The organism is Pseudomonas yamanorum, from assembly GCF_900105735.1.
GTDB lineage: Bacteria > Pseudomonadota > Gammaproteobacteria > Pseudomonadales > Pseudomonadaceae > Aquipseudomonas > Aquipseudomonas yamanorum.
In genome coordinates this window covers 4,164,139-4,180,782 of record NZ_LT629793.1, presented here as the reverse complement: position 1 = coordinate 4,180,782, position 16,644 = coordinate 4,164,139, and the positions used below count along the sequence as shown (strand labels likewise).

General features: G+C 50.9%; 12 protein-coding genes. 10 read left to right on the top strand and 2 right to left on the bottom strand.

What is annotated here, in order from left to right:
- The first annotated feature begins 17 nt into the window (after window positions 1-17).
- Complete coding sequence (locus tag BLU46_RS19685; RefSeq protein WP_017476311.1) at window positions 18-569, top strand: cysteine hydrolase family protein; 552 nt, start codon at window positions 18-20, stop codon at window positions 567-569.
- 12 nt (window positions 570-581) lie between these two features.
- Here the strand turns inward: BLU46_RS19685 and tam are convergent, their stop codons facing one another.
- On the bottom strand, window positions 582-1,343 hold the full coding sequence (gene tam, locus BLU46_RS19680; RefSeq protein ID WP_093204606.1) for a trans-aconitate 2-methyltransferase: 762 nt from the start codon (window positions 1,341-1,343) through the stop codon (window positions 582-584).
- A gap of 104 nt (window positions 1,344-1,447) precedes the next feature.
- On the opposite strand from tam, the gene BLU46_RS19675 reads away from it, so the two are divergent.
- Window positions 1,448-2,356, top strand: a complete 909-nt coding sequence (locus BLU46_RS19675; RefSeq protein ID WP_063026819.1) for a LysR family transcriptional regulator — start codon at window positions 1,448-1,450, stop codon at window positions 2,354-2,356.
- A 486-nt stretch (window positions 2,357-2,842) separates the two neighbouring features.
- Here BLU46_RS19675 and BLU46_RS19670 read toward each other — a convergent pair whose 3' ends face one another.
- On the bottom strand, window positions 2,843-3,133 hold the full coding sequence (locus BLU46_RS19670; RefSeq protein ID WP_093204601.1) for a helix-turn-helix domain-containing protein: 291 nt from the start codon (window positions 3,131-3,133) through the stop codon (window positions 2,843-2,845).
- Between the two features lie 85 nt (window positions 3,134-3,218).
- On the opposite strand from BLU46_RS19670, the gene BLU46_RS19665 reads away from it, so the two are divergent.
- The 8 genes from BLU46_RS19665 to BLU46_RS19630 all read left to right on the top strand — a co-directional run bounded on the left by BLU46_RS19665 (window position 3,219) and on the right by BLU46_RS19630 (window position 16,557).
- Window positions 3,219-3,650, top strand: coding sequence for a hypothetical protein (locus BLU46_RS19665; RefSeq protein ID WP_093204597.1), 432 nt, complete (start codon window positions 3,219-3,221; stop codon window positions 3,648-3,650).
- 865 nt (window positions 3,651-4,515) lie between these two features.
- A complete protein-coding gene (locus BLU46_RS19660) occupies window positions 4,516-5,910 on the top strand; it encodes an ATP-binding protein (protein WP_093204593.1) in 1,395 nt (464 codons plus the stop codon).
- Between the two features lie 34 nt (window positions 5,911-5,944).
- Window positions 5,945-6,667, top strand: coding sequence for an HNH endonuclease family protein (locus tag BLU46_RS19655; RefSeq protein ID WP_093204589.1), 723 nt, complete (start codon window positions 5,945-5,947; stop codon window positions 6,665-6,667).
- A 570-nt stretch (window positions 6,668-7,237) separates the two neighbouring features.
- A complete protein-coding gene (locus BLU46_RS19650) occupies window positions 7,238-7,474 on the top strand; it encodes a hypothetical protein (RefSeq protein WP_093204583.1) in 237 nt (78 codons plus the stop codon).
- A gap of 151 nt (window positions 7,475-7,625) precedes the next feature.
- Entirely contained in the window at window positions 7,626-10,835 is a 3,210-nt protein-coding gene (locus BLU46_RS19645; RefSeq protein ID WP_093204578.1) for a helicase-related protein, read from the top strand.
- A gap of 14 nt (window positions 10,836-10,849) precedes the next feature.
- Window positions 10,850-11,629, top strand: a complete 780-nt coding sequence (locus BLU46_RS19640) for a DUF4391 domain-containing protein (protein ID WP_093204574.1) — start codon at window positions 10,850-10,852, stop codon at window positions 11,627-11,629.
- On the top strand, window positions 11,629-13,530 hold the full coding sequence (locus tag BLU46_RS19635; RefSeq protein ID WP_093204569.1) for a site-specific DNA-methyltransferase: 1,902 nt from the start codon (window positions 11,629-11,631) through the stop codon (window positions 13,528-13,530). Before BLU46_RS19640 ends, BLU46_RS19635 begins: the two co-directional genes overlap by 1 nt.
- Window positions 13,531-13,542: 12 nt before the next feature.
- Window positions 13,543-16,557, top strand: a complete 3,015-nt coding sequence (locus BLU46_RS19630; RefSeq protein WP_093204564.1) for a type III restriction-modification system endonuclease — start codon at window positions 13,543-13,545, stop codon at window positions 16,555-16,557.
- The last annotated feature ends 87 nt before the right edge of the window (window positions 16,558-16,644 follow it).

The following is a 16,644-nucleotide window of genomic DNA, read 5'->3' as shown; positions in this document are numbered from 1 at the left end:
CTCACAAGGAAACCAACATGGCCAAACAAGCACTCATCCTAATCGATATCCAGAACGACTACTTCCCCCAGGGCAAGTGGCCGCTTGACGGGGTGGACTCAGCGGCAGACAAGGCACAGCAAGTGCTCCAGGCGTTTCGCCAGGCGGGCGATGCGGTGATTCATGTACGTCACGAATTTACCTCCGACGATGCGCCCTTCTTCACCCCAGGTTCGGAGGGTGCGCATCTGCACCCCAAGGTGCTGAACCAGGCCGATGAGCCGGTGGTGCTCAAGCATTTCGTCAATGCGTTCCGCGAAACCAACCTGCGGGCACTGCTGGAACAACGCAGCATCACCGAGTTGGTGGTGGTGGGGAGCATGAGCCATATGTGCATCGACGGCGTGGTGCGCGCGGCGGCGGATATGGGCTACGCCGTGACGGTAATCCACGATGCCTGCGCAACACGGGACCTCGAATTCAATGGCACCACCGTGCCGGCGGCCCAGGTGCATGCGGCGTTTATGTCGTCGTTGGGGTTTGCTTACGCGAGCGTGGTATCGGCGGAACAGTTCTTGTCCGCCGATTGATCGCCCCTGTTCTTACCGGGTAGCGATAATGAAAAGGCGCGGAAACGGCAGCAACACAGTGCCATCGGCCAGCGCTGGATAAGCCTTGGTGATCCGCGCCAGGTATTCGTCCAGGAAGGCGCTCTTTTCTGACTCGGTCAGAGGCGCCAGGAACGGGCGCAATGCCGAGCCTTTGAACCACTCCACCACCGCAGCAGAACCTGCCAGCGGATGGTGGTAGGTGGTGCGCCAAACATCCACCGTGGAGCAGTGTTTGCTCAGCAGTTCAAAGTAGTAGCTCGCGGTATGGCGTTCGTTATGTTTCACCGCGCCGATCTTTGTGGCCCATGGACCGTCCGCGGCAACTTCCCGCGCCAGCTTGTGGGCCGGTTCATCGAGGTTGTCGGGCGTCTGCACCGCCAGGGTGCCGCCCAGCGTCAACTGACTTACCAGGTGCGGATACAGCGTGGCGTGGTCGGGCAGCCATTGCAGCGACGCATTGGCGAGGATGACGTCGAATTTCTGCGCCGGGTTCCAGGCACCGATATCAGCCAATTCAAAATTCAACGCAGGCAGGCGCTTACGGGCGTCGACCAGCATGTCATAAGAGCTGTCCATACCGGTGACCAACGCCTGCGGGAAGCGATCAGCCAGGACCTCAGTCGAGTTGCCCGGGCCGCAGCCCAGGTCGACGGCGGTGCGCACGTCGCCATCAGGGATGGCCGCCACCAGATCCCGGACGGGACGGGTGCGCTGTTGTTCGAACATCGAGTATTGCTTGGCTGACCAGGTCATTGCGGCGTTCCTTCTTCTGTGAGGAGTGTCGACAGCCTAAATCTTGTGATCCATGAGAACAAATGCCAGGATTGATCACCTCCCATACCTGAAAAGTATTCCATATGCTGGAGCTCAGGCAGCTTAAGGCCTTCGTCGCGATTGCCGAAGAAGGCTATATCACCCGCGCAGCAGAACGACTGGGCATGCAGCAACCGCCATTGACGCGCCTGTTGCAAAGTCTGGAAGCCGAGTTGGGCGTGGTGCTGATGGAGCGCCTGCCACGGGGCGTGCGTCCGACCACTGCGGGGTTGGCCTTGCTGGAAGAGGCACGACATATTTTGGCCAGCGTCGATGGTGTGGCCGACATTGTGCGCCGCGCTGCCCGGGGTGAACGTGGGCGCTTGGCGATTGGCTTCACCAGCTCTGCCGCCTTGCATCCATTTGTGCCCAGCGTGTTGCGCCTGTTTCGGGAAACCTTTGTCGGTGTTTCTGTTGTTTTGGAAGAAGCTGGCACGGGTGAACTGCTGGACGCGTTACTCCATGAAAAACTCGACGCGGCATTTATCCGTTCGCCGCTGAGCGGGACGCAGGCGTTGCAGGATGAACCGATTCTGGTGGAGCCGATGTTGCTGGCGCTGCCCACAGATCACCCGCTGGCTATCGATCCGTCGACACCGCTGCCGTTGGCGGCATTGGCCACCGAAGCCTTTGTGCTCTATCGGCGCCGGGTGGGACTTGGGTTGTATGACGCGATTCTGGTGGCGTGTCGCGAAGCAGGTTTCAGCCCGCAGGTTGTGCAAGAGGCGCCGCGCATGACGGCGACATTGAGCCTTGTGGCTGCAGGGCTTGGGGTTTCGATTGTGCCGGCATCCATGCAGCGGTTGCGGGGGGACGGGATTGTTTATCGAGAGCTGTCGGAGTGTCGTAGCCTGGTAGCGCCGTTGCATTTGGCAACGCGGGTGGGTGATACGTCTTCAGTGCTGGAGCGGTTTCGGGAACTGGTGGTGAGCGCCGCCTCTACTGATGTTTAGCCGGTTGCCAGCCATGAAATGAAAAACCCCCGAGGCAAAAGCCATCGGGGGTTTTCAGGTGCTACGCGACAGTTCGGGTCTCAAGCGACCTTAAAAGGGTAGTTCACATAAGACTGGAAGCGCAGGCATAGCAACCTCTGAATGCCCCCTATTATACTAGCCATCGCCCATTGAGCACAACAAAAGGAGATGAAAAATGTAAAGAACCGATACATTGCGTACGTCTTGATTCGGGAAAATCACTGCGATTCAAAACGACGTAAAGGCTACCTTTACAAACCGATCTTGCCCGACTGCTGCCTTCGTGGCGTTAGCTCGAAGGCGCTGAGCCCAGCTTGGACCTTAGGCCACATTGTAGTGGTCAAATGATCCAGAAAGCTGCGCTAAGTTTTCCGTAGGTGACCGTTGGCGCTAAGCTCTCGTTTTAGCGATCAGCGAATTCCGGAATACAAAAAGAGAGATGCCCACGCGACAGGGAGAGCCGAACTATTTGGATGCCCCTGCTGACGAGCTAACCTCTGCCCGTATGCGTGCCAATAAAGAGTCGAGGCCCCCGTCATCGCCCTTGATCTGATAAGCAGCCGTAAGGACGCTTAAAGGATGAACCTCCATGACCGATGCCAGCCCTTCAAGCTTTTCCAAAGTGGGGCATTTGAGACCGCGCTCAAGGGTGCTCAGGTATGTCCGACTGCTGATGCTTGAAAAATCTTCCTGGGTCAGCCTCTTGGAAGTTCTCAGCAGCTTAAGTGCCTGACCAAACGCTTGCTTTAGCTCCATTTCGCGCCCCACGCAAAATGGATGATCAGGCCCCATAGACCACTATAGGGCTACAATCTATAGTGGTCTTTTTGAGGTCAGCGCTATGTATATGACACGACAGGAAGCGTACGTCGATCTTTCCGCATTGGGCGCAGAAGGCTTGCACTGGCGCTACGTGGAGTACTCGATCAATGCGCCATGGTTTTACATCACGCTAACCCGTCATAACGATGGATACACCTCTCGGACGATGCTACAAACGATGGATCCAGCTGTTTTGGCCACGGTGATCTGTAGCGCCTCAAACGAACTTTCTGTAACCGACGTAATGATAGTCACCCCGCCCTACGTGAATGGAACTGCGTCATGGCAAATGGAAAAACTTTTGGAGTTTTCGCAATGCCACAGTGAAGAACATGGAAGCCTAGACTTGTACCTAGTTACAGGGAAACGCTATTACACACCCGATTTAGCGTCAGACATTGAGAACCTTAAACTGGAAAAATGCATATACTACAACGCGCTCGACATCTGAAAGATGTATAAGCAAAACAACTGTCAATCTCTAACTTATATGATTTCGCGGGGAGGGGCCTACATGCTTAGCAAAATATCACTAAATGTCCCGCTGGGCGTTTTAACCGTGCGAGAAACACTATCAAGACTGGTCAAACTCGAATCGTCGAACCAGACCGAAGAGAGCCGTCACGCGGGCTCACTTCTTACGGTGAGCGAAGTACAATCGCTTCGTGAAGAAATGGTAAGGGATGGCGCCCTTATGAAAGAATGGTTAGCCGCCTGTGAACGGTAAATGGGTCAAAAACACCATAGGTTGAGCTATAGCGAGATTGGCCTAACCGATGCATGGCGTCGGCTATATCCTTCACGGAAACGCAAAGATCAAAATATGGTCCATCCCTAGCTCATTCCTGAGCGCTATCGAGCACGGATGACCTACCCATGGCCGATCCAAAGGCAGCAGTCGATGCTGCTGACCAAAGCACTATATTGCTGCAGGCGCGAAAGCAGATCGGCTTTTGAGCGACAAAGCCCCAGACTCAGAGGAGGTCATTGCTACGGCGAAATACTCGCCATCCCCTGCCTCGGTGCTTGACCGGCCCGCTGCGTGACCTTGACTGGGAGAAGCCGGTCAGAAGCAGCCTGGCAACTATCGATGATCGGGCTTGCGCCAACGTGACCCGTTGCAGTCATTTATTATTACGGAAATAGCTGGTCAGAACCGGCCGTCAACAAAAAAGTATCGAAAAACAAAGCGGTTCGGTATTCTTTATATGGCCGGCGCCTGAAGAAAACTAAGAAAACTAAAAATCAGTACAAGCTGTTGCTCGGCACATCACAGCAAAATACATTATTTTGTAGGATTTGGACAAGGAGTCAGCATGGAAATGTTAAGCGTTACAATTTCAGGGAAAAAAATCGATTTTCCAAAAAGCCAGAAATCTCATTCTAATAAAATCGATTTATTGACCGGCCCTAATGGCTCGGGAAAAACGCGTATTCTAACTGCTTTGGCTGAAAAATTTAAAAACCGTGACAGTAGTTCGTGGCACTCAAGTCGAACCCCTGATGACGTGCATATAAACTTTACGAACGACTTTGAGCCCAGAAAAGTAATTGCGCAGACATATAGCCCCTTCTCACGCTTTCCGTCACAGATCCCAGACCGTTACTATCTCACTGAGTCTCTTACAAGCATTTTCGCCGAAGGAGTGCGCCGAAAGAGGTTTTATAGTTGCCTTGGATTATTCAGATCGACTCCAGCCATTATAAACAACATCTCAAAGCGAGCGCTAGAAACGTCCATATTCAATATAAGCGAATCTCCGGAATGCGCGACATCAATAGCCGGACTGATGCCAAACATAGGTCTCCAAGATAGGTTTATTCTCAAGTATAGATCGGGGCGAAAGTACAATGACTTCTTGAAGTCCTACAGGTATGGTGGCGTGACGGCTATTCGCGAAAGACTTGAAAGTTTTCGCCATTTTAGCAGGCGCGATCCAATATCTCGGGAGCTTCATCAATCCGACGCTAGTCAGTTTGCCGAATTGCTGGCTGAAGCTTTCAAAATTCTCGAAACTATGCAAGTGGAAAACAGAATCTATGAGGCTGAATTTGGTTCCCATAGCAGGAAAAACTCTTATGATTACGCAATAGTTCAAGTTTTGTCTTTATTCCGGCAGCTCGAGATGCTGGAGCTAGTCTCATGCAGCTTGACCGACTTCAACGACTACAAATTCGATGTAGCTCAGGCAAGTTCAGGGCAGCAACAAATGATTTGCTCCATCATGGAGTTGGCATCCTCTCTAGAAAATGACGCACTCGTACTTATCGACGAGCCAGAACTTAGCCTCCACCCGAAGTGGCAGCAAATATATCTTGATCATTTGCATGCTGCTCTTGAGCCTTTCAGAGGCTGTCATGTTTTGCTGGCGACACATTCGCCATTAGTGGTTCAGCGTGGCCTTCAGTCTGGGGCAGGCGTAATTCAGCTAGGGGCTGAGCATAACCTCTCTGCCATCAGTAAAACCGTATCTGTAGAAGGAACTCTTCTAGATGTATTTGATACCCCTGTATATGACAGTGTGTACTTGGCGAATCAGATACTTACCGCAATCGCTAGGGCGGAGGAAGGAGGGACCAAAGAAAAGGCTCTTTCGCACTACGAGCTGAAGCGCCTGGAAAAAATCTATGCACAATCGTCAGTAGACAATCAAAAACCCGTTAACCTTATCCGTCAGGCTTTACAGCTTATAGAGCCGGAGGGCCAGTAAAGTGCTTCCAATTTTAAATAGACGGAAAGCCGAAGTGCTAACCGCACTGAGCAAAATCAACCAAGAAGATCATGACAAGCTCAAAGAGCTTGGTGCTGTTGATAATAAATTTTGGAATACTAACGATTCAGATCACGCTCCCTTGGTCGCATCTTTCAGATCAGAGGTAAAAAGATACTACTGGGAAAGACAGTCGCGCATGTGCTGTTATTGCAGTAAAGAGCTTGACGAAAGCAAAGCTGCTTATGATGCTGAACACATCATCCCAAAAAATAAATTTCCTGAGTTCATGTTTGAGCTGGCGAACCTTTCAGTAGCTTGCAAGACGTGTAATGGTGTGAAAAAAAATAAAAGCGTTCTTGCTACCACGCTTTCACAGCAGGAAATTCCGAAGCTATCCAGTGACTACAGCATCGTTCATCCGCACCTTGATGAGTGGGAGGCTCACTTCTGTTTTGACGCAATAAGAAGAATAACCCCCTTAAATGGAAACGAAAAAGGCGCGAAAACCATTGAGGTTTGCGGAATCAACTACTTGAATGCCGCACGTCTCTCAGACTACTTTCTACCGGCGGATTACGGAGCTGTTCAGGCAGCACTCGAAGGTTTTTTTCGAGTCAAAAGCCGTGGATGGAAGTTAAAGTATCTGAATGTTCTTGATGGGCTAGTCGTTGATCTCAGTTACGAACCTGCGCGGAAAATCCTCGAGGCGCTAAGAGATGAAATTCAAACAGATTTTTCTTGTGCGGATAGCTAGTCAAACACACAAGAAACGCTGATGCCGTAAAGTTTTCTGTATTTCGACTTGACACTGCAAACCGTGAGCTTAACGAGCCTAACAAGAGGCCGAATCAGAGCGCTTTATTGTATATGCACCGAAGGAGTGTCTGCTGGGTGCAGACACTCGCAGGTGCTGGACGACTGCTTGGGTCGAAAGCCGCCGTTCGTGCACCGCAGCAGTCGGCCAGCGGCGAACGGCTCCGAGGACATAGCACCCTCCCTTTAAGCATAGGCCCGTGGGCTGCCGGTTTCCATCCGGATAGGGCCCACCACTCAACATCGGATGCCTCAGTCTCTCTCAAATGTCACGCTAGCACTTGCGAAAAGCAGGTACGGCCTCGTCGAGACGCTTCACAGTTTCTTCGTCCTGCCCCAATTTTCATAGCATCCATAAGCGCTGAGAGCAGTCTAGACGGCTGCTTTCTAGCTGCCCGAATACACCTCTGTAAGGCCACTGCAAGAAAGCTATAAGATTTCTTTTGAGATTTTCCTAGGTAGCTGTAAGCTGTGCTAAAGCATCGTCTCAGTCACTGTAAAGAAGGGCATTATGGCTAAGTCAGCACAAAGCATCGCCACAGATCTCAACGAGATCATGCGCAAAAACGGTAACGAGTGCGTGACCCTGAAATGGGATCAGTTTTACGAAGTCTGCGAGCGTGACCGGCTGGCTGACGTAGTCATGGAGAACATCTCGAAGCAAGTTAAAAAATTCGATCTCCACGTCATCTACGGCAACAACGTGATAGTGGTTCGCGACTTTTGCTGGCGTCCCGTGACTCTCTAAACCACAGCGATGCGCAGCCCTGTATGAGCAAAGCAACGGTTCAAAGATTCCGGCTTCGAGGTAGGGGGATCTAGCGGTTAAGAAAAACCGCTATAGAAGACTGGATCGACCAGCAAACGATGAAAAAACGCATTTGAGACGGGGACTAGCTTTGTTACTGGACAACAGAAATAACGGCCGTGTAGGACATACGCTGCGCGATCATCTCGCCGCAGGATCGAAACTGTCCGTGCTTTCAAGCCTGTTCACCATCTATGGTTTCGCAGCTCTGAAAAGGGAGCTTGCCCGCATCGACGGCGCAAGGCTTCTGTTGTCAGGCGGGGAGGGTCTCTCCGCTCAGGCGCTGATCGGCTCCGACGCTGATCTGCGCCTTGTGAACCAGCTCGACCAGAAACGCATCGCCAAGGAATGCGCCAAATGGCTCGCCAGCAAGGCTGAGGTTCGGTCAGCCAATGCTGCCCAGAATATGTTCCTCGTCGAAGACGGCGCCAAGGGCAGCTTCGCTATTCATGGCAGCTCTGCCTTCACACCTGCCGGTCTCGGAGAGGTGCAGGCTGATACCCCGCTGATGAATACCGGTATTACCGAGCCGGAAACAACCAAGCAATTGCTGACGTGGTTCAACTCGGTATGGGCGGATGCCTCCAAGGCCCGCGACATCAAAGACGAGCTCCTTCAGAAGCTGGAGTTCGTCGCTGCCGATCAGCCGGGCGACTTCATCTATTTCCTGACGCTCTACAACATTTTCAAAAACTTCCTCAATGACATCGACGAAGACAGCATCATCAAGACAAAGACCGGGTTCAAGGACACCCTTGTCTGGAACAGGCTTTACAAGTTCCAGAAGGACGGTGTGCTGGGGGCTATCGACAAGCTGGAGAAGCACAACGGTTGCATCATCGCCGACAGTGTCGGTCTGGGTAAGACCTTTGAAGCGTTGGCCGTCATCAAGTACTACGAGCTGCGTAATGACCGTGTGCTGGTGCTCTGTCCGAAGAAGCTCCGGGATAACTGGACGATCTACACCGTCAACGACAAGCGCAACCTGCTTGCCCAAGACCGCTTCAACTATGACGTCCTGAACCATACCGACCTGTCTCGCACGAAAGGCAGCTCCGGCGAGATCAATCTCGAAACCCTGAACTGGGGAAATTACGACCTCATCGTCATCGATGAGTCGCACAATTTCCGCAACAACAATCCAACGAAAGGCACCAAAAACCGCTATCGCCGCCTGATGGAGGACATCATCCAGTCAGGTGTGAAAACGAAGGTGCTGATGCTCTCCGCTACGCCTGTGAACAACCGCATGAACGACCTGAAAAACCAGGTGGCCTTCATCACCGAAGGGCGCGACGACGCCTTCAGCGATGTCGGCATCAAGAATGTGGAAACCACGCTGCGCCTGGCCCAGAAGCAGTTCAATCAGTGGGTCAAGCAACCGCTTGAAAACCGTAGTGTGGCTTCCTTGCTGGATACGATGAGTTTCGACTATTTCAAGCTGCTCGACATCGTCACCATTGCGCGCTCTCGCAAGCACATTCAGAAATACTACGGCACGGCAGATATCGGCGAGTTTCCTGTGCGACTGCCACCACAGAACATCTATTCAGATCTCGATTCGACGCACGAATTTCCGCCGCTAAAGGAAGTGAACAAGACGATCCGCAGGCTCTCGCTGGCGGGATACTCGCCCATGAAATTCGTCCGGACTGACAAGAAGGATGAATATGCCCGGCGCTATGACAACGCTGTTGGTGACGGTAAGAGCGTCTTCAAACAGGTTGACCGGGAAGAGAGCCTGACCCACCTGATGCGGGTGAATCTGCTCAAACGCATGGAAAGCTCGATCAACTCCTTCACGCTGACCTCGCAAAAGCTCCTGTCGCAGGTGGAAGTCTTGTTACAGAAGATTGACGCCCACGAAAGCGGCGACATCGAAGCCTTGAATATCGAGGATATTCAGGACTTTGAAATGGACTCGCCCGAGCTTGAGCCTTTTATGATCGGCAACAAAACCCGCGCCCTGCTCCAGGACATGGATCTCATCCGGTTCAGGCAGGAGCTGGAAGCGGATAGGGTCTTCCTGACCTCTATCGTCGAATCCGCGCAAACCGTGGATGTGCAGCGCGATGCCAAGCTGGAAAAGCTAAAAGAGGTCATTGCCAAAAAAGTCCGGGAGCCACTCAACCCCGGAAACAAGAAGGTCATCGTCTTCACGGCCTTCGCCGATACCGCGAAGTATCTCTATGCCCATCTTGTCGATTGGGCTCAGGACGAGCTTGGAATCCACAGCGCACTCATTACCGGCGGCGGCACCAACAAGACGACCTTGGCCGGAGCAGGTTCGGATCTGAACAATCTGCTAACTGCCTTCTCTCCTGTGTCGAAGGAACGCGCAAAGATCGACCCCGACGCGAAGGCTGAGATCGACCTGCTGATTGCCACCGATTGCATCAGCGAGGGACAGAACCTTCAAGACTGCGACACTCTCGTCAACTATGACATTCACTGGAACCCCGTACGGATCATTCAACGCTTTGGCCGCGTTGATCGTCTGGGCTCGAAAAACACGAAAATCCAGCTCATAAACTTCTGGCCGAATATGGAGCTGGACGAGTACATCAACCTTGAAGCCAGGGTTGCAGGCCGCATGATGCTTCTGGACGTCTCGGCTACGGGCGAAGAAAACGTCATTGACGCCAATGCCCTGGAAATGAATGATCTCGAATATCGACGCACGCAGCTGCAGCAGCTCAAAGATGCCGTAGTCGATCTGGAAGACATGGCGGGCGGTGTCTCCATCACGGACTTGACCCTGAACGACTTCCGCATGGATCTTTCAGGCTACATGAAGAAAGGTTTGCACCTACTGGCACAGGCTCCAAACGGCCTTTATGCCGCTGTCACCATTGATGCTGACCTCAAAGCCGATGGCCTGAAGCCCGGCGTCATCTTCTGCTTGAAGAGCATCAGGGACGATCATCGATCCGTCCAGGTGGATGAGAATTATCCTCTCGCGCCGTATTTCCTGGTGTACGTCACGGATGAGGCCGTCGTCGAGCTCAACTTCACCCAAAGCAAGAAGGTGCTCGACCTCCTGAAAAAGCATGGCCTCTCGGCAACATCCATTGATAGAGAGGCTGCCGGGCTGGTAAACGACCGCACAAGGAACGGTTCCGACATGGAGCAGTTCCAGCAGCTGCTGGCCGTCGCGGTGGATAGCATTGCAGGCAAGAGCGAAGAGAAAGGTGTACAGAGCCTCTTCACTAGAGGAGGCACAGTGTTGACTGCGACCAGCAGCCAGGGCATTGAGGATTTCGCCGTTGTAACCTACCTCATCATCACGGACGCTCCATAGGGCAGGGAAACGCTATGACGCCAGGTACACTGGAAGCCTTCATTGATCATCTTTCAATTCCCAGATCCTGTGAATTGAACAAACCCGTTTTTAAGAAGCTCTTTCTTGACAACGGGGTGCTGGACATCGCAGATAAAACAGCCCTGAAGGAGGATGTTGATAAGATACGCTGGCTGTATACCTTGAAGCCCTCCACGATCAACATCGCTGCCTATGTTGATAGCGAGCGCGACTTCTCTGAAATCGCGGTTCTCCAGGTAGAGCTGACGTCGGCCAAACGGCTGAAACGCATCGCGACCTTTATGCAGCGGTCCATTCCGTATCCGCTAATTCTGCTCTTTTCCCAGGAAAACCAAGTCTGCCTCAGCGTGTCTGACAAGCGCATCAATCAGGCGGACAAGGAAAAATGGGTGGTAGAGGACATTCTCTACACGGACTGGATAGACCTTACCGCACCGACGCTTGCACAGGCCGCTTTCCTGGAAGACTGCACTATCAACAGCTTTTCCTTCGCCAATTTCCTTAGTTTCTATAAAAGTCTGGGTGAACGTGTCATAGCTATCAATTGTGCCGCTTATAGTGGACGCTATGAACGGGACGCAACCGACAATATAGAAAATAAACAAAGTGAGAGTCGTCTTGAGTGGCTCCGCGAGCTTGAAAGGCTCAACCTGCAAAAAACTGAGATCGCCAATAAGCTGAAAAAAGAAAAGCAGATGGGGAGACAGGTTGAGCTGAATACCAAGATCAAACAGATCAATGACGTAATTGAAAAAATTAGAGAGAGCATTTAATGAACAAGCCCGCTATTGATTTGGTTACGCTACAAGACGGTGAAAGTGCGAACATCGTCAGCGAAAATATTGAGCAGCTCAAAAGCATATTCCCTGAAGCGTTTGGTGAGGGCGGTGTTAACTTTGACACGCTGCGGCAGATACTAGGTGATGCAGGGGTTGTTGATGAAGGCGAAGAAAAATACGGCCTGAATTGGCATGGGAAAAAGAAAGCACGTCAGATCGCGCTAGCGCCATCCACGGGTACGTTATTGCCTTGCCCTGAAGAAAGCGTTGATTGGGATACGTCAAAAAACCTGTTTATTGAAGGTGATAATCTTGAGGTATTGAAGCTGCTCCAAAAGAGCTATGCTAACAAGATTAAGATGATCTATATCGACCCCCCGTATAACACCGGTAAAGAATTTATCTATCCGGATAGATTTCAAGAAAATCTGAAGACGTACCTAAATTATACAGGTCAAGCTGATGATGAGGGAGGGAAGTTCTCGTCCAACCCTGAAACTACAGGAAGAAAACACTCTAGCTGGATGAGCATGATTTACCCGCGCCTTCAGCTTGCAAAATCGCTACTGCGCGACGATGGGCTTATATTTATATCTATTGATGATAATGAGTTCCATAATTTAAAGCTTATTTGTGATGAAGTGTTTGGGGGGGAGCGTTTTGTTGGGACGGTAGCTTGGAAAAACAAATATGGTGCTGGCGCAAAAACAAAAGGATTTATTGAGGTTCATGAATATATTTTGTGCTACTCAAAATCCGACCTGTCAAACGTTTCTTCAAAGCTCTCTAATGATCAAAGGGACGCATACAACAAAAAAGATGATAAATACCAAACTCGGGGCGGATATTTTACTCAGCCTTTGATGACCACTAGTATGGATGACAGAAAAAATCTTCAGTACACAATCGACTATAATGGTGAAACGATAAGTCCGAAAAAGCAGTGGGTCTGGGCGAAGGATAGACTTCTTCGAGCAATAGAAAATGATGAGGTCGTTTTCGCAAAAAAAGCGGACGGCTCATACAGCGTCAGATATAAAGTCTACTTAATCGATGAAAATGGTAACGAAAGAAAAGGAAAACCACTTTCCCTCCTGAATGGCCCATTTAATCAGGAGGGGACTAAGGAGGTTGAGCAGCTTTTGGGTAGCGATGTATTTAGTTTCCCTAAGCCGTCATCGCTAATCGAGCATTTTTTCGGCTTCGAAGTTAATGACGAGCCAGACAATTCAGGGATATACCTGGACTTTTTCTCAGGCTCATGTACATCAGCTCAGGCCGTTTTAAATTTAAACTGCCAAGATGGCGGCTCAAGAAGATATATAATGGTTCAGCTTCCTGAGTATATCGATGACAAATCTAACGCTTATGCGCTTGGCTATAAAAAGATTTCAGAAATCGGACGAGCTAGGTTGACTAAACTTTCTGAAAAACTGCGAGAAACTGAGTTCAATAAGATTGATCTCGGGTTCAAAAGTTTTAAGCTTTCCAGCTCAAATATAAAAGCTTGGAATCCGGATCGCGCCGACCTTGAGGAGACGCTCCTTTCTCATCAGGAGCACTTAGTCGAAGGGCGGAGTGAGCAGGATATACTATACGAGCTGTTGCTGAAGCGCGGCATTGACCTGACCGTGCCGATTGAGAGCAAGGTAGTTGCTGGGAAAAATATTTATAGTATCGGCTACGGTGCCGTTTTCGCCTGTCTTCACGAAACCATCTCTCAACATGATGTCGAGGGGATTGCCCACGCAATTCTAGAATGGCATGCGGAACTAAAGCCTGCCTCGGACACAAATGTGTTCTTCCGTGATAGCGCATTCAACGGTGATGTCTCGAAAACTAACATGGCTGCCATTCTGGAACAGAATGGCATCACTCATGTACGCAGCTTGTAAGGAGCAGACCTGATGAAGCTGCATTTTGAGGACAATCTGGATTACCAGAAGGCGGCCATAGAGTCCGTCGTTGGGCTATTCAAAGGGCAGGAAATCTCGCGTTCGGAGTTTACGGTAACATATCGTCCTGAATCTGGGGCGCAGGGATCACTTGGCCTTGCAGAAAATGAACTTGGTATTGGTAACCGTCTACAGATACATGATTTAGATATTTTAGAAAATCTGCAAACTATCCAACTAAACAGCGGCCTTGCTCCTGCCATAAAAATTTCCAGTGGTGACTTTACAGTCGAAATGGAAACGGGCACGGGGAAAACCTATGTTTATCTGCGCACGATATTTGAGCTGAATAAAAATTACGGATTCACAAAATTTGTGATTGTTGTGCCTTCTGTCGCGATTAAAGAGGGCACGAATAAAACTCTTGAGATTACACGGGACCATTTCGAGAACTTGTATCCCAAGGCCAAAGGTTACGAGTATTTCCTGTACGACTCATCCAAGCCTGGGCAAGTACGTGGTTTTGCTACCAGTTCCAATATCCAGATCATGGTAACGACGGTTGGTGCTATAAACAAAAAAGATGTCAACAATCTCTATAAGGAGCATGAAAGTACGGGTGGTGAACGCCCCATCGACCTCATCAAGGCTACTAGCCCGATCATTATCGTAGATGAGCCGCAAAGCGTTGATGGTGGTTTGCAAGGGCAGGGCAAAAAGGCACTGGATGCCATGAGCCCACTTTGCACCCTGCGCTATTCTGCAACGCACGTCGATACGCATCACATGGTTTATCGCCTTGACGCTGTCGACGCTTATGATCGAGGTCTGGTTAAGCAGATCGAGGTTGCTTCCCTTCAGGTTGAGGGGGATAACAACAAGCCCTTCATAAAGCTTGAATCTACTCATAACCGACAGGGTTCGATCACCGCCAAGATCGAAATCGATGTGCAGCGCGGCAAGAACATAAAGCGCGAGATTCTCACCGTCGAGGACGGTGACGATCTGGAGCAGATCGCCAATCGTGCAATTTACGAAAACATCCAGATCGGCACGATCACTTGCGGCCAAAATAATGAGTCAGTCCAGATAAAAGGGCCGGGTATCGACCAGGTATTACTCCCTGGTGAGGCCGTTGGGGCTGTAAATCCGGATGAGATCAAGCGCTTGATGATCCGTCGCACGATCAAGGAGCATCTCGATAAAGAGAAGACCTTTGCAGCCAACAAGCAGCCCATCAAGGTCTTGAGCCTGTTCTTCATTGACAGCGTTGAGCATTACCGCCAGTACGACGAAAACGGCAATGCGGTCAAAGGCAAGTACGCCCTGATGTTTGAAGAGGAATATACCAAGCTCGCGAAATCGTCCGAGTACCAAAGCCTCTTCAATGAGATTGATCTAGAGACGAACGCCGCTGACGTCCATAACGGCTATTTCTCCATCGACAAGAAGGAGCGTCTTGTCGATACAGCGGAAAGCACCCAAGCGGGCCGCGATAACTCCGAGCGGGCTTATAACCTGATTATGAAGGAGAAGGAAAAACTTCTGAGCTTTGATACCAAGCTCAAATTTATCTTCTCTCACTCGGCCCTCAAAGAGGGCTGGGACAACCCGAACGTATTCCAGATTTGCGCCTTGCGCGATATGGGCAGGGAGCGCGAGCGTCGCCAGACCATCGGGCGTGGCTTGCGTCTTTGCGTCAACCAGGACGGACAGCGTTTACGCGGGTCTGACATCAATACGCTGACTGTCATCGCCACCGAAAGCTATGAAGAGTTTGCCGAAAACCTTCAGAAGGAAATTGAAGAAGATACCGGGATTCGCTTTGGCATCGTCGAGTCTCACCAGTTTGCTACGGTCTTAATCGTCAATGAACAAGGCGAGGCCGCGCCGCTGGGTGTGGAGCAATCCGATAAAATCTGGAGATTTCTTAAGGCAGAAGGTTTTGTTGACGCCAAGGGCAAGGTCCAGGACAGCCTTCGTACCGCTCTCAAAGATGGTAGTTTCAAGCTGCCGGAGGAGCTAAAAGCAGAGCTGGGTAGCAAAGCGGATATAGCCGAAGAGGACATTCAAGGCATTCTGAAGAAGCTCGCTGGCAAGCTTGACATCAAAAATGCCGATGACCGCAGAACCATCAGCACCCGCGAGGCGGTTCTTCAGAGTGAAGAGTTCAAGGCGCTATGGGAACGTATCAAGTACAAAACAACGTACCGCGTTGATTTTGACAACGACAAACTGATTGCGAATTGTGCCAAAGCAATCCTGGACTGCCCACCCATCACCAAAACCAGAGCGCAGTTCCGTAAAGCCGACATCGCTATTGGCAAGGGTGGCGTGACAGCTGAAGAAACCAAAGCATCTCCGTTCACGACGATCCATGAGGACGACATTGTGCTTCCGGACATCATCACGGACTTGCAGGACAAGACGCAGTTGACCCGCAGCAGCATCGTCAAGATCCTCATCGAAAGTCGTCGTATCCAGGATTTTGCCCGCAATCCGCAACAGTTCATCTACTACGCTTCAGAGGCCATTAACCGTACCAAACGGCTGGCTCTGGTCGATGGCATCAAGTACAGCAAGATCGGCGACGAGCATTTCTATGCGCAGGAGCTATTCCAACAGGAAGAGCTGAAGGGCTACCTGAAAAATACCTTAGAAACGCAGAAATCCGTTTACACGCACGTCGTTTATGACTCGGCAGGTGTTGAGAGAAACTTCGCTGAGGCTTTAGAAAAGAACGAAGCGGTCAAGGTCTACGCCAAGCTTCCATCCTGGTTCAAGATCCCGACGCCCCTCGGCACCTATAACCCGGACTGGGCTGTGGTTGTCGATGATGACGGTAAGGAAAAACTGTATTTCGTGGTGGAAACCAAAGGCAGCACCTGGTGGGGCGATTTGCGCCACGTTGAGGGTGCCAAAATCCTCTGTGGTGAAAAGCACTTCGAGGAAGTTGCGAGCGGTGCAAACCCTGCCAAGTACATCCGTGCGGTCGATGTTGATGGCATGATGAAATACGCTGAATAGGATGCCATTTTGTGAGAACGCTGGAGTAGTCTATTGCTCTGCATTGCGTGCTCTTATAGAAACCGTCGCGCCGACGATGACCACAAC

Bases quoted from the DNA above. Each gene is read 5' to 3' on its own strand.
- BLU46_RS19685 (WP_017476311.1), top strand. From the start codon at position 18: ATGGCCAAACAAGCACTCATCCTAATCGATATCCAGAACGACTACTTC.
- tam (WP_093204606.1), bottom strand. From the start codon at position 1,343: ATGACCTGGTCAGCCAAGCAATACTCGATGTTCGAACAACAGCGCACC.
- BLU46_RS19675 (WP_063026819.1), top strand. From the start codon at position 1,448: ATGCTGGAGCTCAGGCAGCTTAAGGCCTTCGTCGCGATTGCCGAAGAA.
- BLU46_RS19670 (WP_093204601.1), bottom strand. From the start codon at position 3,133: ATGGAGCTAAAGCAAGCGTTTGGTCAGGCACTTAAGCTGCTGAGAACT.
- BLU46_RS19665 (WP_093204597.1), top strand. From the start codon at position 3,219: ATGTATATGACACGACAGGAAGCGTACGTCGATCTTTCCGCATTGGGC.
- BLU46_RS19660 (WP_093204593.1), top strand. From the start codon at position 4,516: ATGGAAATGTTAAGCGTTACAATTTCAGGGAAAAAAATCGATTTTCCA.
- BLU46_RS19650 (WP_093204583.1), top strand. From the start codon at position 7,238: ATGGCTAAGTCAGCACAAAGCATCGCCACAGATCTCAACGAGATCATG.
- BLU46_RS19640 (WP_093204574.1), top strand. From the start codon at position 10,850: ATGACGCCAGGTACACTGGAAGCCTTCATTGATCATCTTTCAATTCCC.
- BLU46_RS19635 (WP_093204569.1), top strand. From the start codon at position 11,629: ATGAACAAGCCCGCTATTGATTTGGTTACGCTACAAGACGGTGAAAGT.
- BLU46_RS19630 (WP_093204564.1), top strand. From the start codon at position 13,543: ATGAAGCTGCATTTTGAGGACAATCTGGATTACCAGAAGGCGGCCATA.